A 14,774-nucleotide genomic window follows, 5' to 3' on the forward strand; every position below is an offset into this window, starting at 1 on the left:
TGAAAGCGCCAGACACTTATACCAGCTGCCTGGAGCGGGATAGGTGTCTGGGATCTATTAAAATAAATCCAGCTGCCTAGGTGCGAGCTGTTCGTATTCAATATCCAGAAGATCGATCATTTGTTTTGCGTTATCCGCGGCATCTCCTCCTGAGTTGTTGTTAAATACGACATAAACACTTTTGCAGGTTTTCTCCAGTTCTTTTAATTGGACTGCCCATTCGGAAAGCTCTTTTTCGTTATAACGGTAAAGATAGCGTACTTCGCGCCAATTATCTGCATTCTTCTTCTGCCAGCCATGAAAATTGCGTCCATGGAAGCGAACAAGCACTTTGTCAAAGGTGGTTATTTCCAGAACGGCTGGAATAGAGCCTTCTTCAGCTTGAGGTTCATCGCAAATGCTGTGAATCCACCCTTCCTCTTTCATAAACTCTAGTGTGCTTTCCTTAAATTCAGACCTAAACCATGATTGATGCCTGAATTCCAGGGCACATGGGATATCCCCCATCTGCTCTTTGCACCAGCGCAGATAGTTGACATTGGCTTTTTTGCAGTCAAACCATGGCGGAAATTGAAAAAGCACCATGGCAAGCTTGCCAGCTTCAATATAAGGCTCCAAAGAGTCCTTAAAAGCTTCAAACATTTTTTCTTTGCTCTCAAAGGGGGTCTCTCCTCGCTGATGGCCGGTCATGCCCTGATAGGCTTTTACAATGAATTGAAAAGACTCCGGCGTATCCTTTACCCATTTGGAAGAGTTGTGCTTTGGCTGCACCGCATAAAAAGCAGAATCCACTTCTACAGTCGGAAAATGGCCTGCGTACTCCTTTAATTTATCTCTCGGTGAACTATTGCCTGTATAAAGGCTATCATGGTCGCCCCAGCCTGTTACACCTATGATAATCATTGAAACACCTCCATTTCTTTGCTGTAAATAATTCCATTCAAAGCCGCATTGGCTTTACGCAAAGGGTTATATCTTCACTTTAGCAATTAAATCATCAGATTTCCAAAAATATTATCAGCTTCGGTCCAGCTTCACCTTTTACCTATTTAAAAACCCGTTTACCATGCCTGGTAAACGGGTTTTCATAAACTATCTTCTATTAACCGATAGAACCTTCCATCTCGAACTTGATCAGACGGTTCATTTCAACTGCGTATTCCATTGGAAGCTCTTTTGTGAATGGCTCAATGAAGCCCATTACGATCATTTCTGTTGCTTCTTCCTCGGAGATGCCTCTGCTCATTAGATAGAATAGCTGCTCTTCGGATACTTTTGAAACCTTCGCTTCATGTTCTAGTGAGATGTTATCGTTCAGGATTTCATTGTAAGGAATTGTATCTGAAGTTGACTGGTTATCCATGATTAATGTATCACACTCGATATTGGCACGTGCTCCATCCGCTTTTCGGCCGAAGTGTACGATCCCGCGGTATGTTACTTTGCCGCCTTGTTTGGAAATCGATTTGGACACAATCGTTGAAGAAGTGTTTGGCGCAAGGTGGATCATTTTCGCACCTGCATCCTGGTGCTGCCCTTTGCCTGCTAATGCAATGGAAAGAGTCATCCCTCGCGCACCTTCTCCTTTAAGGATAACTGCTGGGTATTTCATTGTTAATTTTGAACCGATATTTCCGTCAATCCATTCCATTGTAGCGTTTGATTCACAAACCGCACGCTTCGTTACCAGGTTGTATACATTGTTCGCCCAGTTCTGGATGGTTGTGTAGCGGCAATATGCGTCTTTTTTGATAATAATTTCAACAACTGCGCTGTGAAGTGAGTTTGTTGTGTAAACTGGAGCCGTACATCCTTCTACATAATGTACATGTGCACCTTCATCAACAATGATCAGTGTACGCTCAAACTGTCCCATGTTCTCAGAGTTAATACGGAAGTATGCCTGTAATGGTGTATCCACCTTAACACCTTTTGGAACATAGATGAATGATCCGCCAGACCAAACCGCTGAGTTAAGCGCAGAAAATTTGTTGTCTGTTGGGGGGATAACCTTTGCCCAGTGCTCACGGAAGATATCCTCATTTTCGCGAAGAGCAGAATCTGTATCTTTGAACACAATTCCTTTCGCTTCAAGGTCTTCCTGCATATTATGATAAACAACCTCTGATTCATACTGCGCAGAAACACCAGCAAGATACTTCTGCTCTGCTTCAGGAATACCCAATTTATCAAACGTTTGTTTTATTTCTTCAGGTACTTCATCCCAAGAGCGCTCAGTTTTTTCAGATGGCTTTACATAATACGTAATTTCATCAAAGTTTAATGACGCTAAATCTCCGCCCCATTGCGGCATAGGCATATTATAGAAATGCTCCAATGATTTTAAACGGAAGTCAAGCATCCATTGTGGCTCTTCCTTCAATTTTGAAATCTCTTCAACAATTTCTTTTGTCAAACCGCGTTTTGATCGGAAAATGGAAACGTCTTTATCGGCAAAACCATACTTGTAATCGCCAATCTCAGGCATCTTTTTTGCCATCGTCGTATTCCTCCATTCATTTAAGAAAGGGTTATAACCCCATCATTTCATAATATTTTAGCACAGAAGGCAACCAAAAAAATTTAAGTCAGACGGTTTGATTGAATTTCCTGTAACGGTTCAATCAAACGTTTGATTGAATTATTCCTGGCCATCCTTTTCCTCGTTAATGCCTTTCTCCATTGCTTTCCACGCCAATGTGGCACATTTGATTCTCGCCGGGAACTGGGATACACCCTGAAGTGCTTCAATATCACCAAGATCCAAATCATCTTCATCATATTCTTTTCCCAGCATCATGTCTGAGAAAACTTTGGAAAGCTTTAATGCTTCTTCCATATTTTTACCCTTGATGGCTTGAGTCATCATGGAAGCTGAGGACATGGAGATAGAGCATCCTTCGCCTTCAAATTTCGCATCTGCCACTTTGCCATCCTCTAGCTTCAGCGTCAATTGAATCCGGTCTCCGCAAGTAGGATTATTCATATTGATCGTCAGGCTGTCATCTTCAAGTACCCCTTTGTTACGAGGGTTTTTATAATGATCCATAATCACCTGGCGGTAAAGGGTATCTAAATTATTAGAAGACATCGCTGAAATACTCCTTTGTTTTGATAAGCCCTTTAACAAGCTTATCAATATCTTCTTCCGTATTGTACAGATAGAAGCTTGCACGTGCAGTTGCCGATACCTTCAGCCATTTCATCAATGGCTGTGCACAGTGATGGCCGGCGCGGACTGCAATTCCTTCTGCATCCAATACAGTAGCCACATCATGTGGATGAACATCGTCTATATTAAAAGTAACCAGGCCAGCGCGTTTCGATGCTTCTTTCGGCCCATATATGGTCATTCCTTCTATTCCAGACATTTTTTCCATAGCATAAGCTGCCAGCTTGTGCTCGTATGCCTCAATTTCGTCCTGGCCGATCTGCTCAAGGAAATCAATTGCAGCACCCAATCCTATAGCACCTGCAATAATTGGGGTACCGCCTTCGAACTTCCAAGGAAGCTCCTTCCAGGTGGATTCATAAAGGCCGACAAAGTCGATCATTTCTCCGCCAAACTCGATCGGCTCCATTTTTTCAAGATGCTTTTTCTTTCCATACAGAACTCCAATGCCAGTAGGGCCGCACATCTTATGGCCGGAAAAAGCAAGGAAATCACAGTCCAGATCCTGAACATCAATTTTCATATGAGGGGCACTTTGTGCACCGTCCACAACCATAACTGCCCCATTTTCATGGGCAATTTTCGCAATTTCCTTAATCGGGTTCATCACGCCAAGTACATTCGACACCTGCATAATGGACACGATTTTGGTATGGCTTGTCACAGTTTCCCTTACATCTTCAAGGGAGATGGTTCCATCTTCCTGAAACGGAAGATACTTCAGTGCAGCGCCCGTTTGTTTGGCAACCTGCTGCCAAGGAATGATATTGCTGTGATGCTCCATATAGGAAATTACAATTTCATCACCTTCATTCAGGTTGTCACGTCCATAGCTGGCAGCAACTGTATTAATGGCTGTTGTAGTTCCTCTTGTAAAAATAACTTCCTCAGTTGATTTAGCATGAATGAACTTGCGGACCTTTTCCCGAGCGCCTTCATAGCCATCTGTTGCTCTAGTGCCCAGCGTATGGACACCTCTATGAACATTCGAATTGTATTCCCGATAATATTTATCAAGCGCTTCAATGACCGGAACTGGTTTTTGGGAAGTAGCAGCACTGTCCAGATACACAAGGGGCTTTCCATTGACTTCCTGGTCCAGGATGGGAAACATCTGCCGAATCTCACGGGCATTCATTATTTTACTTTCCCTTCGATAACGGCTGTCAGCTGCTTTTTAACCCCTTCTATAGGAAGAGCATTAACAACAGGCGCTAAGAATCCGTGAATAACAAGGCGTTCTGCCTCTTTTTGCGAAATTCCGCGGCTCATTAGGTAGTAGAGCTGCATTGGATCTACACGGCCAACTGAAGCAGCGTGTCCTGCCGTTACATCATCTTCGTCAATCAATAGAATTGGGTTTGCATCCCCGCGCGCTTTCTCGCTTAACATAAGTACGCGAGACTCCTGCTCGGCATTTGACTTGGTAGCCCCATGCACAATCTTTCCAATTCCGTTAAAGATGGATGAAGCTGAGTCTTTCATAACCCCATGCTTTAAAATATATCCTTCTGAGTTCTTGCCAAAGTGAACAACTTTTGTGGTAAAGTTTTGTGTTTGCTCTCCGCGTCCGACTACAACTGTTTTTGAGTCTCCGAAAGAGCCATCACCAACAAGGTTCGTGGTATTTTCAGAAACTGTGTTGCCGTCATTCATAAGGCCAAGAGCCCATTCAATGCGGGCATCACGGCCTGCAACACCACGGCGGTTTACATAAGCAGTAGTGCCCTTTGCAAGTGTATCCACCGCTCCGTATTGAACTTTCGCGTTTGCATTTACAATGACTTCAGTCACGATATTGAAGATTCCGTTTGCTTCTTCAACAGTTGAAACGTAGTTTTCTACGTAAGTAACGGAGCTGTTATCATCAGCTACAACCAAAACATGATTGAATAGGTTGGCTTCTTTATCATCATGGATATATACAGTCTGAATTGGATCTGTAATTTCCACGTTTTTAGGAACATACAAGAAAGCTCCACCGTTAAAAAGCGCTGCATGAAGTGCTGTCAGACGATGCTCATCTGTTTTCACGCCATCCTTCATGAAATACTTCTGAAGAAGTTCACCATGCTCTCTTGCTGCAGTAAAAATATCTGTGAAAATCACACCTTTTTCTTGAAGCTCTTTTGAAACAGTCAAATGAGTTGGTCTGTTATTGCGCTGAATGTATAAATTTTGTTCTCGAGCTTCCAGGTCAATCAGATTTCTGACATCCCGGGGAAGATCGTTTAAAGACGCAAAGTCTTCACTTCCTACAATGTGTTTTTCGAACTGAGTGAAGTTCCATTTATTTATTTTTGTCTTATCAGGCCTTGGCATTGGCAGGCTTTCCGCGTTTGCAAGCGCATTTAGGCGGAGTTCTGTCAGCCATGCCGGCTCGCCCATATCTTTTGAGAAGGAACTAACATAATCCTTGTCAAATGGTAGTATTGTTTCCGTTGTCATAGTGATCCTCCTAACGCTTACGCTTCTTGCCCAACTGTTTCGTCTTCAATGCCCAATTCTTTTTTAATCCAGTCATAACCTTCTGACTCTAAGCGCTGTGCAAGCTCTGGTCCGCCCGATTTTACAACGCGTCCCTGCATCATCACGTGTACTTGATCAGGAGTGATGTAGTTAAGAAGACGCTGGTAATGAGTAATAATTAAGCATCCAAATTCCTCTCCGCGCATTTCGTTGATTCCTTTCGAAACAACCTTTAATGCATCGATATCCAAACCTGAGTCGATTTCGTCAAGGATGGCAATTCTTGGTTCAAGCATCATTAACTGCAGAATTTCATTACGCTTCTTTTCACCGCCTGAAAAACCTTCGTTCAAGTAACGCTGTGCCATATCAAGGTCCATTTCAAGATATTCCATTTTGCTGTCCATTTTGCGGATGAATTTCATTAATGAAATTTCATTGCCTTCTTCCATGCGGCTGTTAATGGCTGAACGTAAAAAATCGGCATTGGTTACGCCGCTGATTTCGCTTGGATATTGCATTGCCAGGAATAGGCCAGCTTGTGCACGCTCGTCAACTTCCATTTCAAGAACATCTTTGCCGTCTAAAGTAATGCTGCCCCCAGTCACTTCATATTTAGGATGGCCCATGATTGCAGAAGATAAAGTGGATTTACCTGTTCCGTTAGGGCCCATGATTGCGTGAATTTCTCCGCCTTTAATCTCAAGGTTCACACCTTTTAATATTTCTTTCCCCTCAATCGCAACATGAAGGTCTTTGATAGTTAGTACTGATCCTGCCATAATATATACCTCCGTCAATAAAAGAAGATTTGTTTAAATCGGCTGTTTGCCGCAAATCTCTATTCTCATTTTATTCTCATTACAATCTTATAACAAATGAAATTTGATAGCAACTCTTTAAGAATATTAACAAACTTTCTAAGTAAAAATGTTTAGAAAGATTGCAAATATAGATTTTATCACATTCAATTTACATCTTCAAAGTGAAAGCTTTTCAAAAAATAGGCATGTTTCATCTATTTTTTCCTCAAGGATTTATTTCATGTACCAAGATTAAAACGGGAATAGAAAAAAAAAAGAAAACCAGGACATAACAGCCGCTGGTTTCCATTTCTCTTCATTATTATATAGTAATCTTAAGAGTGAATTTTTCTGTCAAGGTCCGCTACTAAGCGCTGGCTTTGAAGATAATCTTCTTCGCGTTTCTTTTCAACTTCCATTCGAATATCATGTTTCCGGCTGTACACTTCGTACCCAACTCCATGGGCAGCTTGCATGGCTTTTTCCATATCACTTGTGTAGTTCAGCTGTAACTGACTGATAATGAATCAATCCTTTCAATTTTAGCTTATCGAATTTAGTTTTTACATTTAATATCTTAACACTCACCATATACCCGTCACAAAGCTGAAAAAACCTGATTTTTTTAGCAAAATAAGGAACCAGAATTCATGAGACGCTTACATCTCACCCATACTTACAATACTGGCTAATTGCTCTTGATAAATGTTTGTTTTGGGAATTTTCTGAAATATACTGGTTTTTTTCATACAAAAGGCGCAAGGCGTCTTGCGCTAGATAGTTATCTAAGTTCCAAAGGATATAATTTCTTATATCATAAATAAAACTCCCGCTTTTAGCAGGAGCTGATTTTTTATTGTTTTTGCTGATTTAATTCTGTCATGGCTTCCTGTACAAGCGTGACGGCCTGGCTCATTGCTGCGCCGCCGCCAAAAGCTGCGGTAACCCCTATTGCCTCAAGTATTTCTTCTTCAGAAGCTCCCTGATCAAGACACCCTTTCGTATGATAAATGATACAATATTCATCCTGTGAATATAAGCTGATGCCAAGGGCAATTAACTGTTTCTGTTTTTGGCTTAATGTCCCTTCCTTAAAGCACGCTTCTGTAAACGCATTGTAGTGCTGTGCTAAGTCAGGCATTTTTTCTGTGAAGACGCCTAAACCTTCTTTATAATCATGAAGAGCTGCTTCGATTGAGTTTGATGGTTCATGATAATGTTCCATTCTGCTCCACTCCTTTCAAAATATGATCAACGTTAGTATGTTTAAATGGTTTTCAAACTATGCGGAGCTATGGTGATCGCAAATGTATTTTATTAGAAAATTTAAAGCATACAAAAAGCAGGCACCACGGCCTGCTTTTAATTATTATTACTCAGAAACCGGTACAACGGCTCCTTCATATTTTTCCAGAATGAAATCCTGAATTTCTTTAGAGCGAAGCACTTCTACAAGAGCTTTAATGCTTTCTTTCTCTTCATCTCCGCTGCGTACTGCAATTACGTTTACATATGGTGACTCTTTGTCTTCGATAGCAATTGAATCTTCCAAAGGATTCAGTCCTGCATCAATGGCATAGTTGGAGTTGATTAGAACGGCATCGCCTTCTCCGTTGTTGTAAATTTGCGGAAGAAGTGAGGCTTCATATTCTGTATCAAACTTTAGCTTCTTCGGGTTGTCTTTAATGTCTTCAAGTGTAGCTTCCGTTTTTTCAACTTCTTCATTTAAAGTAATAAGTCCTTCAGCTTCAAGCATGGATAATATACGCCCATGGTCTGCCACGGAGTTGCTCATGATAATTGTTGCGCCTTCCGGAAGCTCTTCAAGACTCTTAAATTTTTGAGAGTATACGCCGATTGGCTCGATATGGATTCCGCCAGCGTTCGCAAAGTCATAGCCATGCTCCGCTTTTTGGGACTCCAGGTAAGGAATGTGCTGGAAGTAGTTTGCATCTAGCTCTTTAGATTCTAAAGCCTTATTTGGCAGTACATAATCCTGAAATGTAACAACATCGAGTTCAAATCCTTTTTCCTCAAGCAAAGGTTTCGCTTCTTCAAGGATTTCCGCATGCGGTACGTTAGAAGCTCCTACAGTTATTTTAGTGCTTTCTTTGCTTTCTCCGCCTTCACCTGCTTGATTGCCTTCTTCCTCTGATGTTCCGCATGCTGCAAGAACTAAAGCTACAGCTAATGCCAGAACAAGTGATAACCATTTTTTCATGTGTTGACCTCTCCTTATCGTTTGTCTAGTTTGGTTGTTATTAAATCACCAATAATCTGGATGATAAATACGATGATTAAAATAATAATAGTTGCCATTAGCGTGACATCATTTCGGCTTCTCTGGAACCCTTCAAGATAAGCAAGGTTCCCCAGTCCTCCTGCCCCGATAACACCTGCCATTGCTGTGTATCCGACAAGTGCAATCGCTGTTACTGTAATACCCGATACAAGGGCCGGCATCGATTCAGGAAGCAGCACTTTCCATATAATCGTGCTTGTCTTTGCACCCATTGACTTTGCCGCTTCGATAACACCTTTGTCAATCTCCCTTAAACCGATTTCAACCATACGGGCATAAAATGGTGCCGCACCGATAATGAGTGCAGGCAGTGCTGCATTTTCCCCGATCATTGTTCCAATTAAAAACTTGGTAAAAGGAATTAACAGTACAATCAAGATAATAAACGGAATCGAACGAAAAATATTAACGAAAGCAGAAATGACTTTACTGATCATAACATTTTCCCAAATATTCCCCTTGGAGGTCAGGAAAAGTAGCAGCCCCAAAATTGCTCCCAAAACAAATGTTGCCACAACAGAGATAGCGGTCATATAAAGGGTTTCCATGGTAGCTTCCCACATGGAGTCCCATTTTACATTTGGAAACCATTCGTTAAGCATTGGAAATCACCTCCACGCCTACCCGCTGGGAATGAATATAATCAATCGCTTTGGCAACTTCCTCTGCCTGTCCATCCACATGGATGAACAACGTTCCATAAGAGCCACTTTGTGTTTGTGAGATCTTCCCTTGAAGGATATTTACTGTCACCTGGAAATTGCGGATCAGATTCGTAATCAACGGCTGTTCTGCGGCTTCACCGACAAATCCCAATTGAACAACCTTGCCTTGCGGATACAGATCCACCAGGTGATCAATGGTTTCCTTTGTCTCTTCAGGCTCTGTGACCTGCTGGACAAAACGTTTTGTAATCGTGGCTTTAGGATTTTTAAACACATCCAGCACTGGCCCGATTTCAACTATACGGCCGCCTTCCATGACAGCAACTCGATGACAGATTTTACGGATCACATGCATTTCATGTGTAATCAGCACAATGGTTAACCCTAAGCGCTCATTAATATCCACTAGCAGCTCCAAGATGGAATCCGTTGTCTCAGGGTCAAGAGCAGATGTTGCTTCATCACAAAGCAGCACTTTCGGGTTATTGGCAAGAGCCCTTGCAATCCCAACCCTTTGCTTTTGTCCGCCGCTAAGCTGGGATGGATAGGCATCCTCCCTGCCTTCAAGTCCAACAAGCCTAATAAGATCATCCACTTTTTTCAGCCTTTCCTTTCGCGAAACACCTGCAATTTCAAGAGGAAATGCAATATTATCCCTTACCGTTCTGGACCATAACAGGTTAAAGTGCTGAAAAATCATGCTTATTTCCTGTCGTGCTTTTCTAAGTTTGCTGCCCTTTATCCTGGAAACTTCATTGCCGGCAACCGTCACACTTCCTTGAGTGGGAAGTTCAAGGCCATTCAGCATGCGGATTAGGGTACTTTTGCCCGCACCGCTATATCCAATCACACCGAAGATTTCTCCTTCTTTTATTTCCAGGTTGACTTCATCAACTGCCTTGATCTGGCCTTTTTTAGAATCGTAAATCTTCTTAACATCTTTTATGGAAATCAACGTGTTGTTTCACCTCTTTAGTCGAAAAATACTGATTATAATTAATAAACCGCTTTATATTTCCCTAGTTTTTGCTCCTTATGAGCTTTCATGCGCTAAACGAAAAATGCCTTTCTGCACATGAGCAGAAAGGCATAAAAAATTAAGTCCTTTCTCTCATCTATCAAAGCAATGCTTTGAGTGAATTGGCACCATTTCAACTTAATGACGGTTGCCGGGCTTCATAGGGCACTTCCCTCCACCTCTCTTGATAAGAGCGTAACATACTATATTGAATTAACACTTTAAATAATTTAAGCAGTTCTTCATTACGTTTGCTATCGTATCATAGCGATTAAAAAGGTGTCAACGACAAATGATTAAACTTTTCCAAAAAAATGAATGGAAATATTTTTTGTCTGCATTAGGCTTTTGCCGTAAGCGATGTGACACCTGTAGCAGCTTCTATCGCCTGTTCGAGGTCCTCGATTAAATCCTCCACATTCTCAATGCCGATCGAGATTCGAATTAAATCTTCACGGACACCGGCCGCCTTTAGAGCTTCCTCATCCAGCTGCTGGTGAGTTGTGCTAGCGGGGTGGATGATCAGGCTCTTCGCATCCCCGACATTGGCTACATGAGCCCAAAGCTGAAGATTATTAATCAGTTTTGCACCTGCTTCTCTGCCTCCCGCAATTCCAAACACAGCCACAGCACCTGCTCCTTTAGGCAAGTATTTATCTGCTAATGGTTTATCCGGGTGGCTTTCATGGCCAGGGTAAAGCACCCAATTTACGGAAGGGTGAGCTTCCAAATATTCAACCACTTTCCTGGTATTGGCAATATGCTCCTTCATTCTCACATGCAATGTTTCAAGTCCCAGTGTAAATTGGAATGCACTTTGCGCACTCATTGCAGGCCCCAAATCTCTTAAAAGCTGCACCCGGGCTTTAATGATATAAGCAGCTGCACCAATTGCCTCACTATATACAATGTTATGATAGCTTAGATCTGGCTCTGTAAAACCAGGGAACTTGGGTGAGTTCCAATCAAACCTCCCTCCGTCTACAATAATTCCGCCCATTGTTGTGCCGTTCCCAAGCAGCCATTTCGTAGCAGAGTGTATAACAATATCAGCTCCATGCTCAATTGGCCTGCATAGATAAGGTGTCGCAAATGTGTTATCTATAATAAGCGGTAAACCATTTTCATGAGCAACAGCAGCGGCCTTTTCGATATCAAGGACCTTCAAACTCGGATTCCCAATCGTTTCAGCAAAAATAGCTTTCGTTTTATCTGTAATCGCCTTCCGGAAGTTCTCCGGATCTTCAGGATCCACCAATTTTACATTGATTCCATACTTAGGAAGAGTGACCGCAAACAAATTATAGGTACCGCCATATAGGTTGGACGCAGCAACAATCTCATCGCCAGCTTCCGCTATATTGAGGATTGCAAGTGTAATGGCAGACTGGCCGCTGGCAAGAGCCAATGCACCGACTCCCCCTTCAAGCAGGGCTACTCTTTCTTCAAATACACTTACAGTCGGATTATGGATCCGGCTATAAATATAACCTGGCTCCTTCAAGGCGAACAGATCTGCCGCGTGGTCCGTATTTTTAAATTGATAGGCGTTATTTTGATAAATCGGAACAGCTCTTGCTCCTGTAACAGGATCAGGATTTAACCCGCCATGTACGCCAATTGTTTCAAAACGGTAGCTTTTTTGTTTGTCAGTCATCTTTTTCTCTCCTCTATTTTAAATTTTATTAAAATCAACCAGCGGATCTTTAAACTTTTCTATAGAAAAGCTGAAAACCCTCTTCACAAGAAGAGGGCTGTATCATCTCTTCTTATCTTTCAGAGCCATTTGCTCTGCTGGATTTAGCACCGTGTAAATTACCGGTTGCCGGGTTTCATCGGGCCAGTCCCTCCGCCGCTCTCGATAAGAATATTCAGTTAATTTTAATGTTAAAGTGATATTATCATATGAAAGAAAAAATGGTCAAGGATTTGCATAAGAAAACTTCCCCAGACAGAAGAGTGATTCAAGCAGCAGTTTTTTTCGGAAAGTCGTGTCTAATGCTATATCCTTTTGCAGCATTGCCTCTCTCAGTTTTTTCTTGCCTGCTATAACTGAAAGCACGGTTTCTTCGGAACCAGTCATGATGATATCAAAATTTTTCACACGGCTAGCCTTCTTGATTGCCCCATTCGAAATAAGAAGCGGGATGTTTTTATTTCCGGCCAGGATCAGCATAGAAAAAGTTGAATTTCTTAATAAATAGCCAACATGGCCTTTCGTTTGCGCCTCCCTGACTAATACATCTGCTAAACCTTCCATAGACTCACCTCGCAGAATGGGTTTCTCTTTTTTTATATATAAAAAGGGCACAGTCCTTTAATTTTAGTTCGACAAATACGGCCAAAAAAAAAGACAATACCTGTTTTTCTATCTGATTGTCTTTCATTTCTCGGGAAATATGTCGGATCATATTGCTATAACGGCCGGTCTTGCATTTTTTATCTTTTTATGGCTTCTGAAGATAAAGAACAAGTAGAGTACTCCTATCTGGTCATGTAATTCGAATATTTTTAAAGGCTATTTTTACACAGCAAAAAACCAGGCGTATGTTCACCAGGTTCTTGTATGAGCTGCTTTCGCGTGCCGCCAGCGCTAACTATTTCTGATTTTTTCCAATAGGTATGGAACAGACCGAAATGCATAGAGCTTTTCGTATACGTTTCCTTCCTTAAAGATGATGAGGCAGGGGACACTTTCAACTCCCCACTGTTCAGCGATTTCCGGCATATAATTTAAATCAGCTTTCCCTATTTCCCGATGCGGCAGCAGTTCGGCTGCCACAGCCAGCATCTTGCCTGCCATCTGGCAGGTTCCGCACATAGGTGTATACAGATATAAGAGAGCGCTTTTTTTCCCTTTTACCGTTTCCTCTATCTCTTGGCGCGACCATTCCTGCATTTTATCATCCTTATCTATCTAAATACTGTGTATAAACATCAATGTTCGCTCCAAGCAGCACCGTTGCTAGATGATGCTCAGGAGCTGTTGCAACTTCCCTGTACATCCTGTCGATATATAGATGCACCGCCTCGGGAAATTCCCTTTTAAATTGCTTTCTTAGCTTTTCCCCGGCCGAGTCGGCATCCACCAATATATATACATTCCTATCAAATAGTGTGTCAATTAATTCGTCCAATTTCGTAATGCTGATTGTCCCGTTTGTACAAATAATTTCAACTGGTTCTCTTATAATAGTCTTAACTTTTGTCTTATCTGACTTACCTTCAACAATAATAACCTTTTCCGGAATTGCCTCATTCATCATCATCACCTGAAAGGAGTTATTTTAAAGCTGAAATGTTAATTCTAAAACCATTGGTTTTTATCCTAATATATTCAATATTCGAGATTAGGGTGTGTATATCCTGCCCATTTTGATGAAGGGAACTTGCTGATTTAGTTCATGATTACTCGTGAAATGCTCTTAACAAAAATAGTGGTGTTTAGTTTATTCTAATCTATGCTATTCCTTTATTGCTTTAGCCTATTAAATAAACAGCGGAAAAGCTCCCGCTGTTTAGAAAATTTAACACCATCCGCCTTCGTCACAGTCCGTATAGCGCTCTTGCGCCTGGTCTGTTACAGAAACGTTCTGATAAATTTTTTGCTGGTCTGTTTCAAAGTGATGTTCCAGTTTAAAAGAAAAACCTTCAGGCAGACTAATTTCTCCAATTTTTTCATTTTCGAGATAAAGCTCTATGTGTTCATTTTTCAGTTTGCCTACAACCCGGTCTGTAATATCTATTTTTTGCTGCTTCAATGACACGGTGACCCATCCTTTCATACCTTTTGGTACTCATAGTTTTGCCCGATCTCGATAAAAGAAAAATAGCAATTAAAGCCAGCAGTTTTCGGCTGCCAAAATAATAAGCCGGCTTCTAATGAACCGGCTTTTTCTGCTTTTTATTCTTCGTTTGTCATTTCCTCGTATTGATCAGCAGTCATTAACTTCTCAATTTCACTCATATCGGATGGCTCCACTACAACCATCCAGGCTTTTTCATATGGAGATTCGTTAACGAACTCAGGATTGTCATTCAGGTCTTCATTGATTTCAACAACTTTTCCGCTAATAGGCGCATATAGTTCAGAAACGGTTTTAACAGATTCAACACTGCCGAAAGGCTCGTTTACTGTTAACTCGTCACCTGCTTCAGGCAGCTCGACGAATACGATGTCCCCAAGCTCTGATTGCGCGAAATGCGTGATCCCGATGCGGACTTTTCCATCTTCTGTCTTTACCCACTCATGCTCTTCTGAATAACGTAATTCTTTTGGTGTGCTCATAATGTATCCCTCCATTTTTTTAAATGCCAATTTATGATCGTAAAAATCGATCTCATC

17 protein-coding genes and 2 riboswitches are annotated in these 14,774 nt (G+C 41.6%); all 17 genes read right to left on the bottom strand.

What is annotated here, in order from left to right:
• Positions 1-57: 57 nt before the first annotated feature.
• A complete protein-coding gene (locus NCCP133_RS09470) occupies positions 58-903 on the bottom strand; it encodes a DUF72 domain-containing protein (RefSeq protein WP_264804686.1) in 846 nt (281 codons plus the stop codon).
• A 199-nt stretch (positions 904-1,102) separates the two neighbouring features.
• Positions 1,103-2,500: a Fe-S cluster assembly protein SufB gene (sufB, locus tag NCCP133_RS09475; protein ID WP_264804687.1), complete on the bottom strand. Its 1,398-nt coding sequence runs from the start codon at positions 2,498-2,500 to the stop codon at positions 1,103-1,105.
• Positions 2,501-2,641: 141 nt separating this feature from the next.
• Positions 2,642-3,091: a Fe-S cluster assembly sulfur transfer protein SufU gene (gene sufU, locus NCCP133_RS09480; protein WP_264804688.1), complete on the bottom strand. Its 450-nt coding sequence runs from the start codon at positions 3,089-3,091 to the stop codon at positions 2,642-2,644.
• Positions 3,081-4,310 (bottom strand): cysteine desulfurase, encoded by a 1,230-nt coding sequence (locus NCCP133_RS09485; RefSeq protein ID WP_264804689.1) that lies wholly within the window; start codon positions 4,308-4,310, stop codon positions 3,081-3,083. Before NCCP133_RS09485 ends, sufU begins: the two co-directional genes overlap by 11 nt.
• A complete protein-coding gene (gene sufD, locus NCCP133_RS09490; RefSeq protein ID WP_264804690.1) occupies positions 4,310-5,620 on the bottom strand; it encodes a Fe-S cluster assembly protein SufD in 1,311 nt (436 codons plus the stop codon). Before sufD ends, NCCP133_RS09485 begins: the two co-directional genes overlap by 1 nt.
• Before the next feature lie 17 nt (positions 5,621-5,637).
• On the bottom strand, positions 5,638-6,423 hold the full coding sequence (gene sufC / locus NCCP133_RS09495; protein WP_264804692.1) for a Fe-S cluster assembly ATPase SufC: 786 nt from the start codon (positions 6,421-6,423) through the stop codon (positions 5,638-5,640).
• A gap of 356 nt (positions 6,424-6,779) precedes the next feature.
• Positions 6,780-6,932 (bottom strand): hypothetical protein, encoded by a 153-nt coding sequence (locus NCCP133_RS09500; protein WP_264804693.1) that lies wholly within the window; start codon positions 6,930-6,932, stop codon positions 6,780-6,782.
• A gap of 365 nt (positions 6,933-7,297) precedes the next feature.
• Positions 7,298-7,669, bottom strand: a complete 372-nt coding sequence (locus tag NCCP133_RS09505) for a carboxymuconolactone decarboxylase family protein (RefSeq protein ID WP_264804694.1) — start codon at positions 7,667-7,669, stop codon at positions 7,298-7,300.
• Between the two features lie 147 nt (positions 7,670-7,816).
• Positions 7,817-8,665: a MetQ/NlpA family ABC transporter substrate-binding protein gene (locus NCCP133_RS09510; protein ID WP_264804695.1), complete on the bottom strand. Its 849-nt coding sequence runs from the start codon at positions 8,663-8,665 to the stop codon at positions 7,817-7,819.
• Between the two features lie 14 nt (positions 8,666-8,679).
• Positions 8,680-9,348, bottom strand: coding sequence for a methionine ABC transporter permease (locus NCCP133_RS09515; protein WP_264804696.1), 669 nt, complete (start codon positions 9,346-9,348; stop codon positions 8,680-8,682).
• Positions 9,341-10,366, bottom strand: a complete 1,026-nt coding sequence (locus NCCP133_RS09520) for a methionine ABC transporter ATP-binding protein (protein WP_264804698.1) — start codon at positions 10,364-10,366, stop codon at positions 9,341-9,343. The genes NCCP133_RS09515 and NCCP133_RS09520 overlap by 8 nt, the downstream gene beginning before the upstream one ends.
• A 153-nt stretch (positions 10,367-10,519) precedes the next feature.
• A riboswitch (SAM riboswitch) is annotated at positions 10,520-10,623 on the bottom strand.
• A gap of 146 nt (positions 10,624-10,769) precedes the next feature.
• Positions 10,770-12,086 (bottom strand): O-acetylhomoserine aminocarboxypropyltransferase/cysteine synthase family protein, encoded by a 1,317-nt coding sequence (locus NCCP133_RS09525; protein WP_264804699.1) that lies wholly within the window; start codon positions 12,084-12,086, stop codon positions 10,770-10,772.
• A 109-nt stretch (positions 12,087-12,195) separates the two neighbouring features.
• A riboswitch (SAM riboswitch) is annotated at positions 12,196-12,297 on the bottom strand.
• A gap of 53 nt (positions 12,298-12,350) precedes the next feature.
• Positions 12,351-12,689 carry a hypothetical protein gene (locus tag NCCP133_RS09530; protein ID WP_264804700.1) on the bottom strand — a complete coding sequence of 113 codons (339 nt, stop codon included), beginning with the start codon at positions 12,687-12,689 and terminating at the stop codon, positions 12,351-12,353.
• Positions 12,690-13,022: 333 nt separating this feature from the next.
• Positions 13,023-13,328 carry a thioredoxin family protein gene (locus tag NCCP133_RS09535; RefSeq protein ID WP_264804701.1) on the bottom strand — a complete coding sequence of 102 codons (306 nt, stop codon included), beginning with the start codon at positions 13,326-13,328 and terminating at the stop codon, positions 13,023-13,025.
• Between the two features lie 10 nt (positions 13,329-13,338).
• The gene (locus tag NCCP133_RS09540; RefSeq protein ID WP_264804703.1) at positions 13,339-13,692 is read right to left on the bottom strand and encodes a toprim domain-containing protein; all 354 of its coding nucleotides are present in this window, start codon (positions 13,690-13,692) and stop codon (positions 13,339-13,341) included.
• A 264-nt stretch (positions 13,693-13,956) separates the two neighbouring features.
• A complete protein-coding gene (locus tag NCCP133_RS09545) occupies positions 13,957-14,196 on the bottom strand; it encodes a YusG family protein (protein ID WP_264804704.1) in 240 nt (79 codons plus the stop codon).
• 137 nt (positions 14,197-14,333) lie between these two features.
• Positions 14,334-14,717 carry a glycine cleavage system protein GcvH gene (gene gcvH / locus NCCP133_RS09550; RefSeq protein ID WP_264804812.1) on the bottom strand — a complete coding sequence of 128 codons (384 nt, stop codon included), beginning with the start codon at positions 14,715-14,717 and terminating at the stop codon, positions 14,334-14,336.
• Positions 14,718-14,774 lie beyond the last annotated feature (57 nt).

The organism is Cytobacillus sp. NCCP-133 (assembly GCF_026011715.1).
In the GTDB taxonomy this organism is placed as follows: Bacteria; Bacillota; Bacilli; order Bacillales; family Cytobacillaceae; genus Cytobacillus.

Bases quoted from the DNA above. Each gene is read 5' to 3' on its own strand.
- NCCP133_RS09470 (WP_264804686.1), bottom strand. From the start codon at position 903: ATGATTATCATAGGTGTAACAGGCTGGGGCGACCATGATAGCCTTTAT.
- sufB (WP_264804687.1), bottom strand. From the start codon at position 2,500: ATGGCAAAAAAGATGCCTGAGATTGGCGATTACAAGTATGGTTTTGCC.
- sufU (WP_264804688.1), bottom strand. From the start codon at position 3,091: ATGTCTTCTAATAATTTAGATACCCTTTACCGCCAGGTGATTATGGAT.
- NCCP133_RS09485 (WP_264804689.1), bottom strand. From the start codon at position 4,310: ATGAATGCCCGTGAGATTCGGCAGATGTTTCCCATCCTGGACCAGGAA.
- sufD (WP_264804690.1), bottom strand. From the start codon at position 5,620: ATGACAACGGAAACAATACTACCATTTGACAAGGATTATGTTAGTTCC.
- sufC (WP_264804692.1), bottom strand. From the start codon at position 6,423: ATGGCAGGATCAGTACTAACTATCAAAGACCTTCATGTTGCGATTGAG.
- NCCP133_RS09500 (WP_264804693.1), bottom strand. From the start codon at position 6,932: ATGGAAAAAGCCATGCAAGCTGCCCATGGAGTTGGGTACGAAGTGTAC.
- NCCP133_RS09505 (WP_264804694.1), bottom strand. From the start codon at position 7,669: ATGGAACATTATCATGAACCATCAAACTCAATCGAAGCAGCTCTTCAT.
- NCCP133_RS09510 (WP_264804695.1), bottom strand. From the start codon at position 8,665: ATGAAAAAATGGTTATCACTTGTTCTGGCATTAGCTGTAGCTTTAGTT.
- NCCP133_RS09515 (WP_264804696.1), bottom strand. From the start codon at position 9,348: ATGCTTAACGAATGGTTTCCAAATGTAAAATGGGACTCCATGTGGGAA.
- NCCP133_RS09525 (WP_264804699.1), bottom strand. From the start codon at position 12,086: ATGACTGACAAACAAAAAAGCTACCGTTTTGAAACAATTGGCGTACAT.
- NCCP133_RS09530 (WP_264804700.1), bottom strand. From the start codon at position 12,689: ATGGAAGGTTTAGCAGATGTATTAGTCAGGGAGGCGCAAACGAAAGGC.
- NCCP133_RS09535 (WP_264804701.1), bottom strand. From the start codon at position 13,328: ATGCAGGAATGGTCGCGCCAAGAGATAGAGGAAACGGTAAAAGGGAAA.
- NCCP133_RS09540 (WP_264804703.1), bottom strand. From the start codon at position 13,692: ATGAATGAGGCAATTCCGGAAAAGGTTATTATTGTTGAAGGTAAGTCA.
- gcvH (WP_264804812.1), bottom strand. From the start codon at position 14,717: ATGAGCACACCAAAAGAATTACGTTATTCAGAAGAGCATGAGTGGGTA.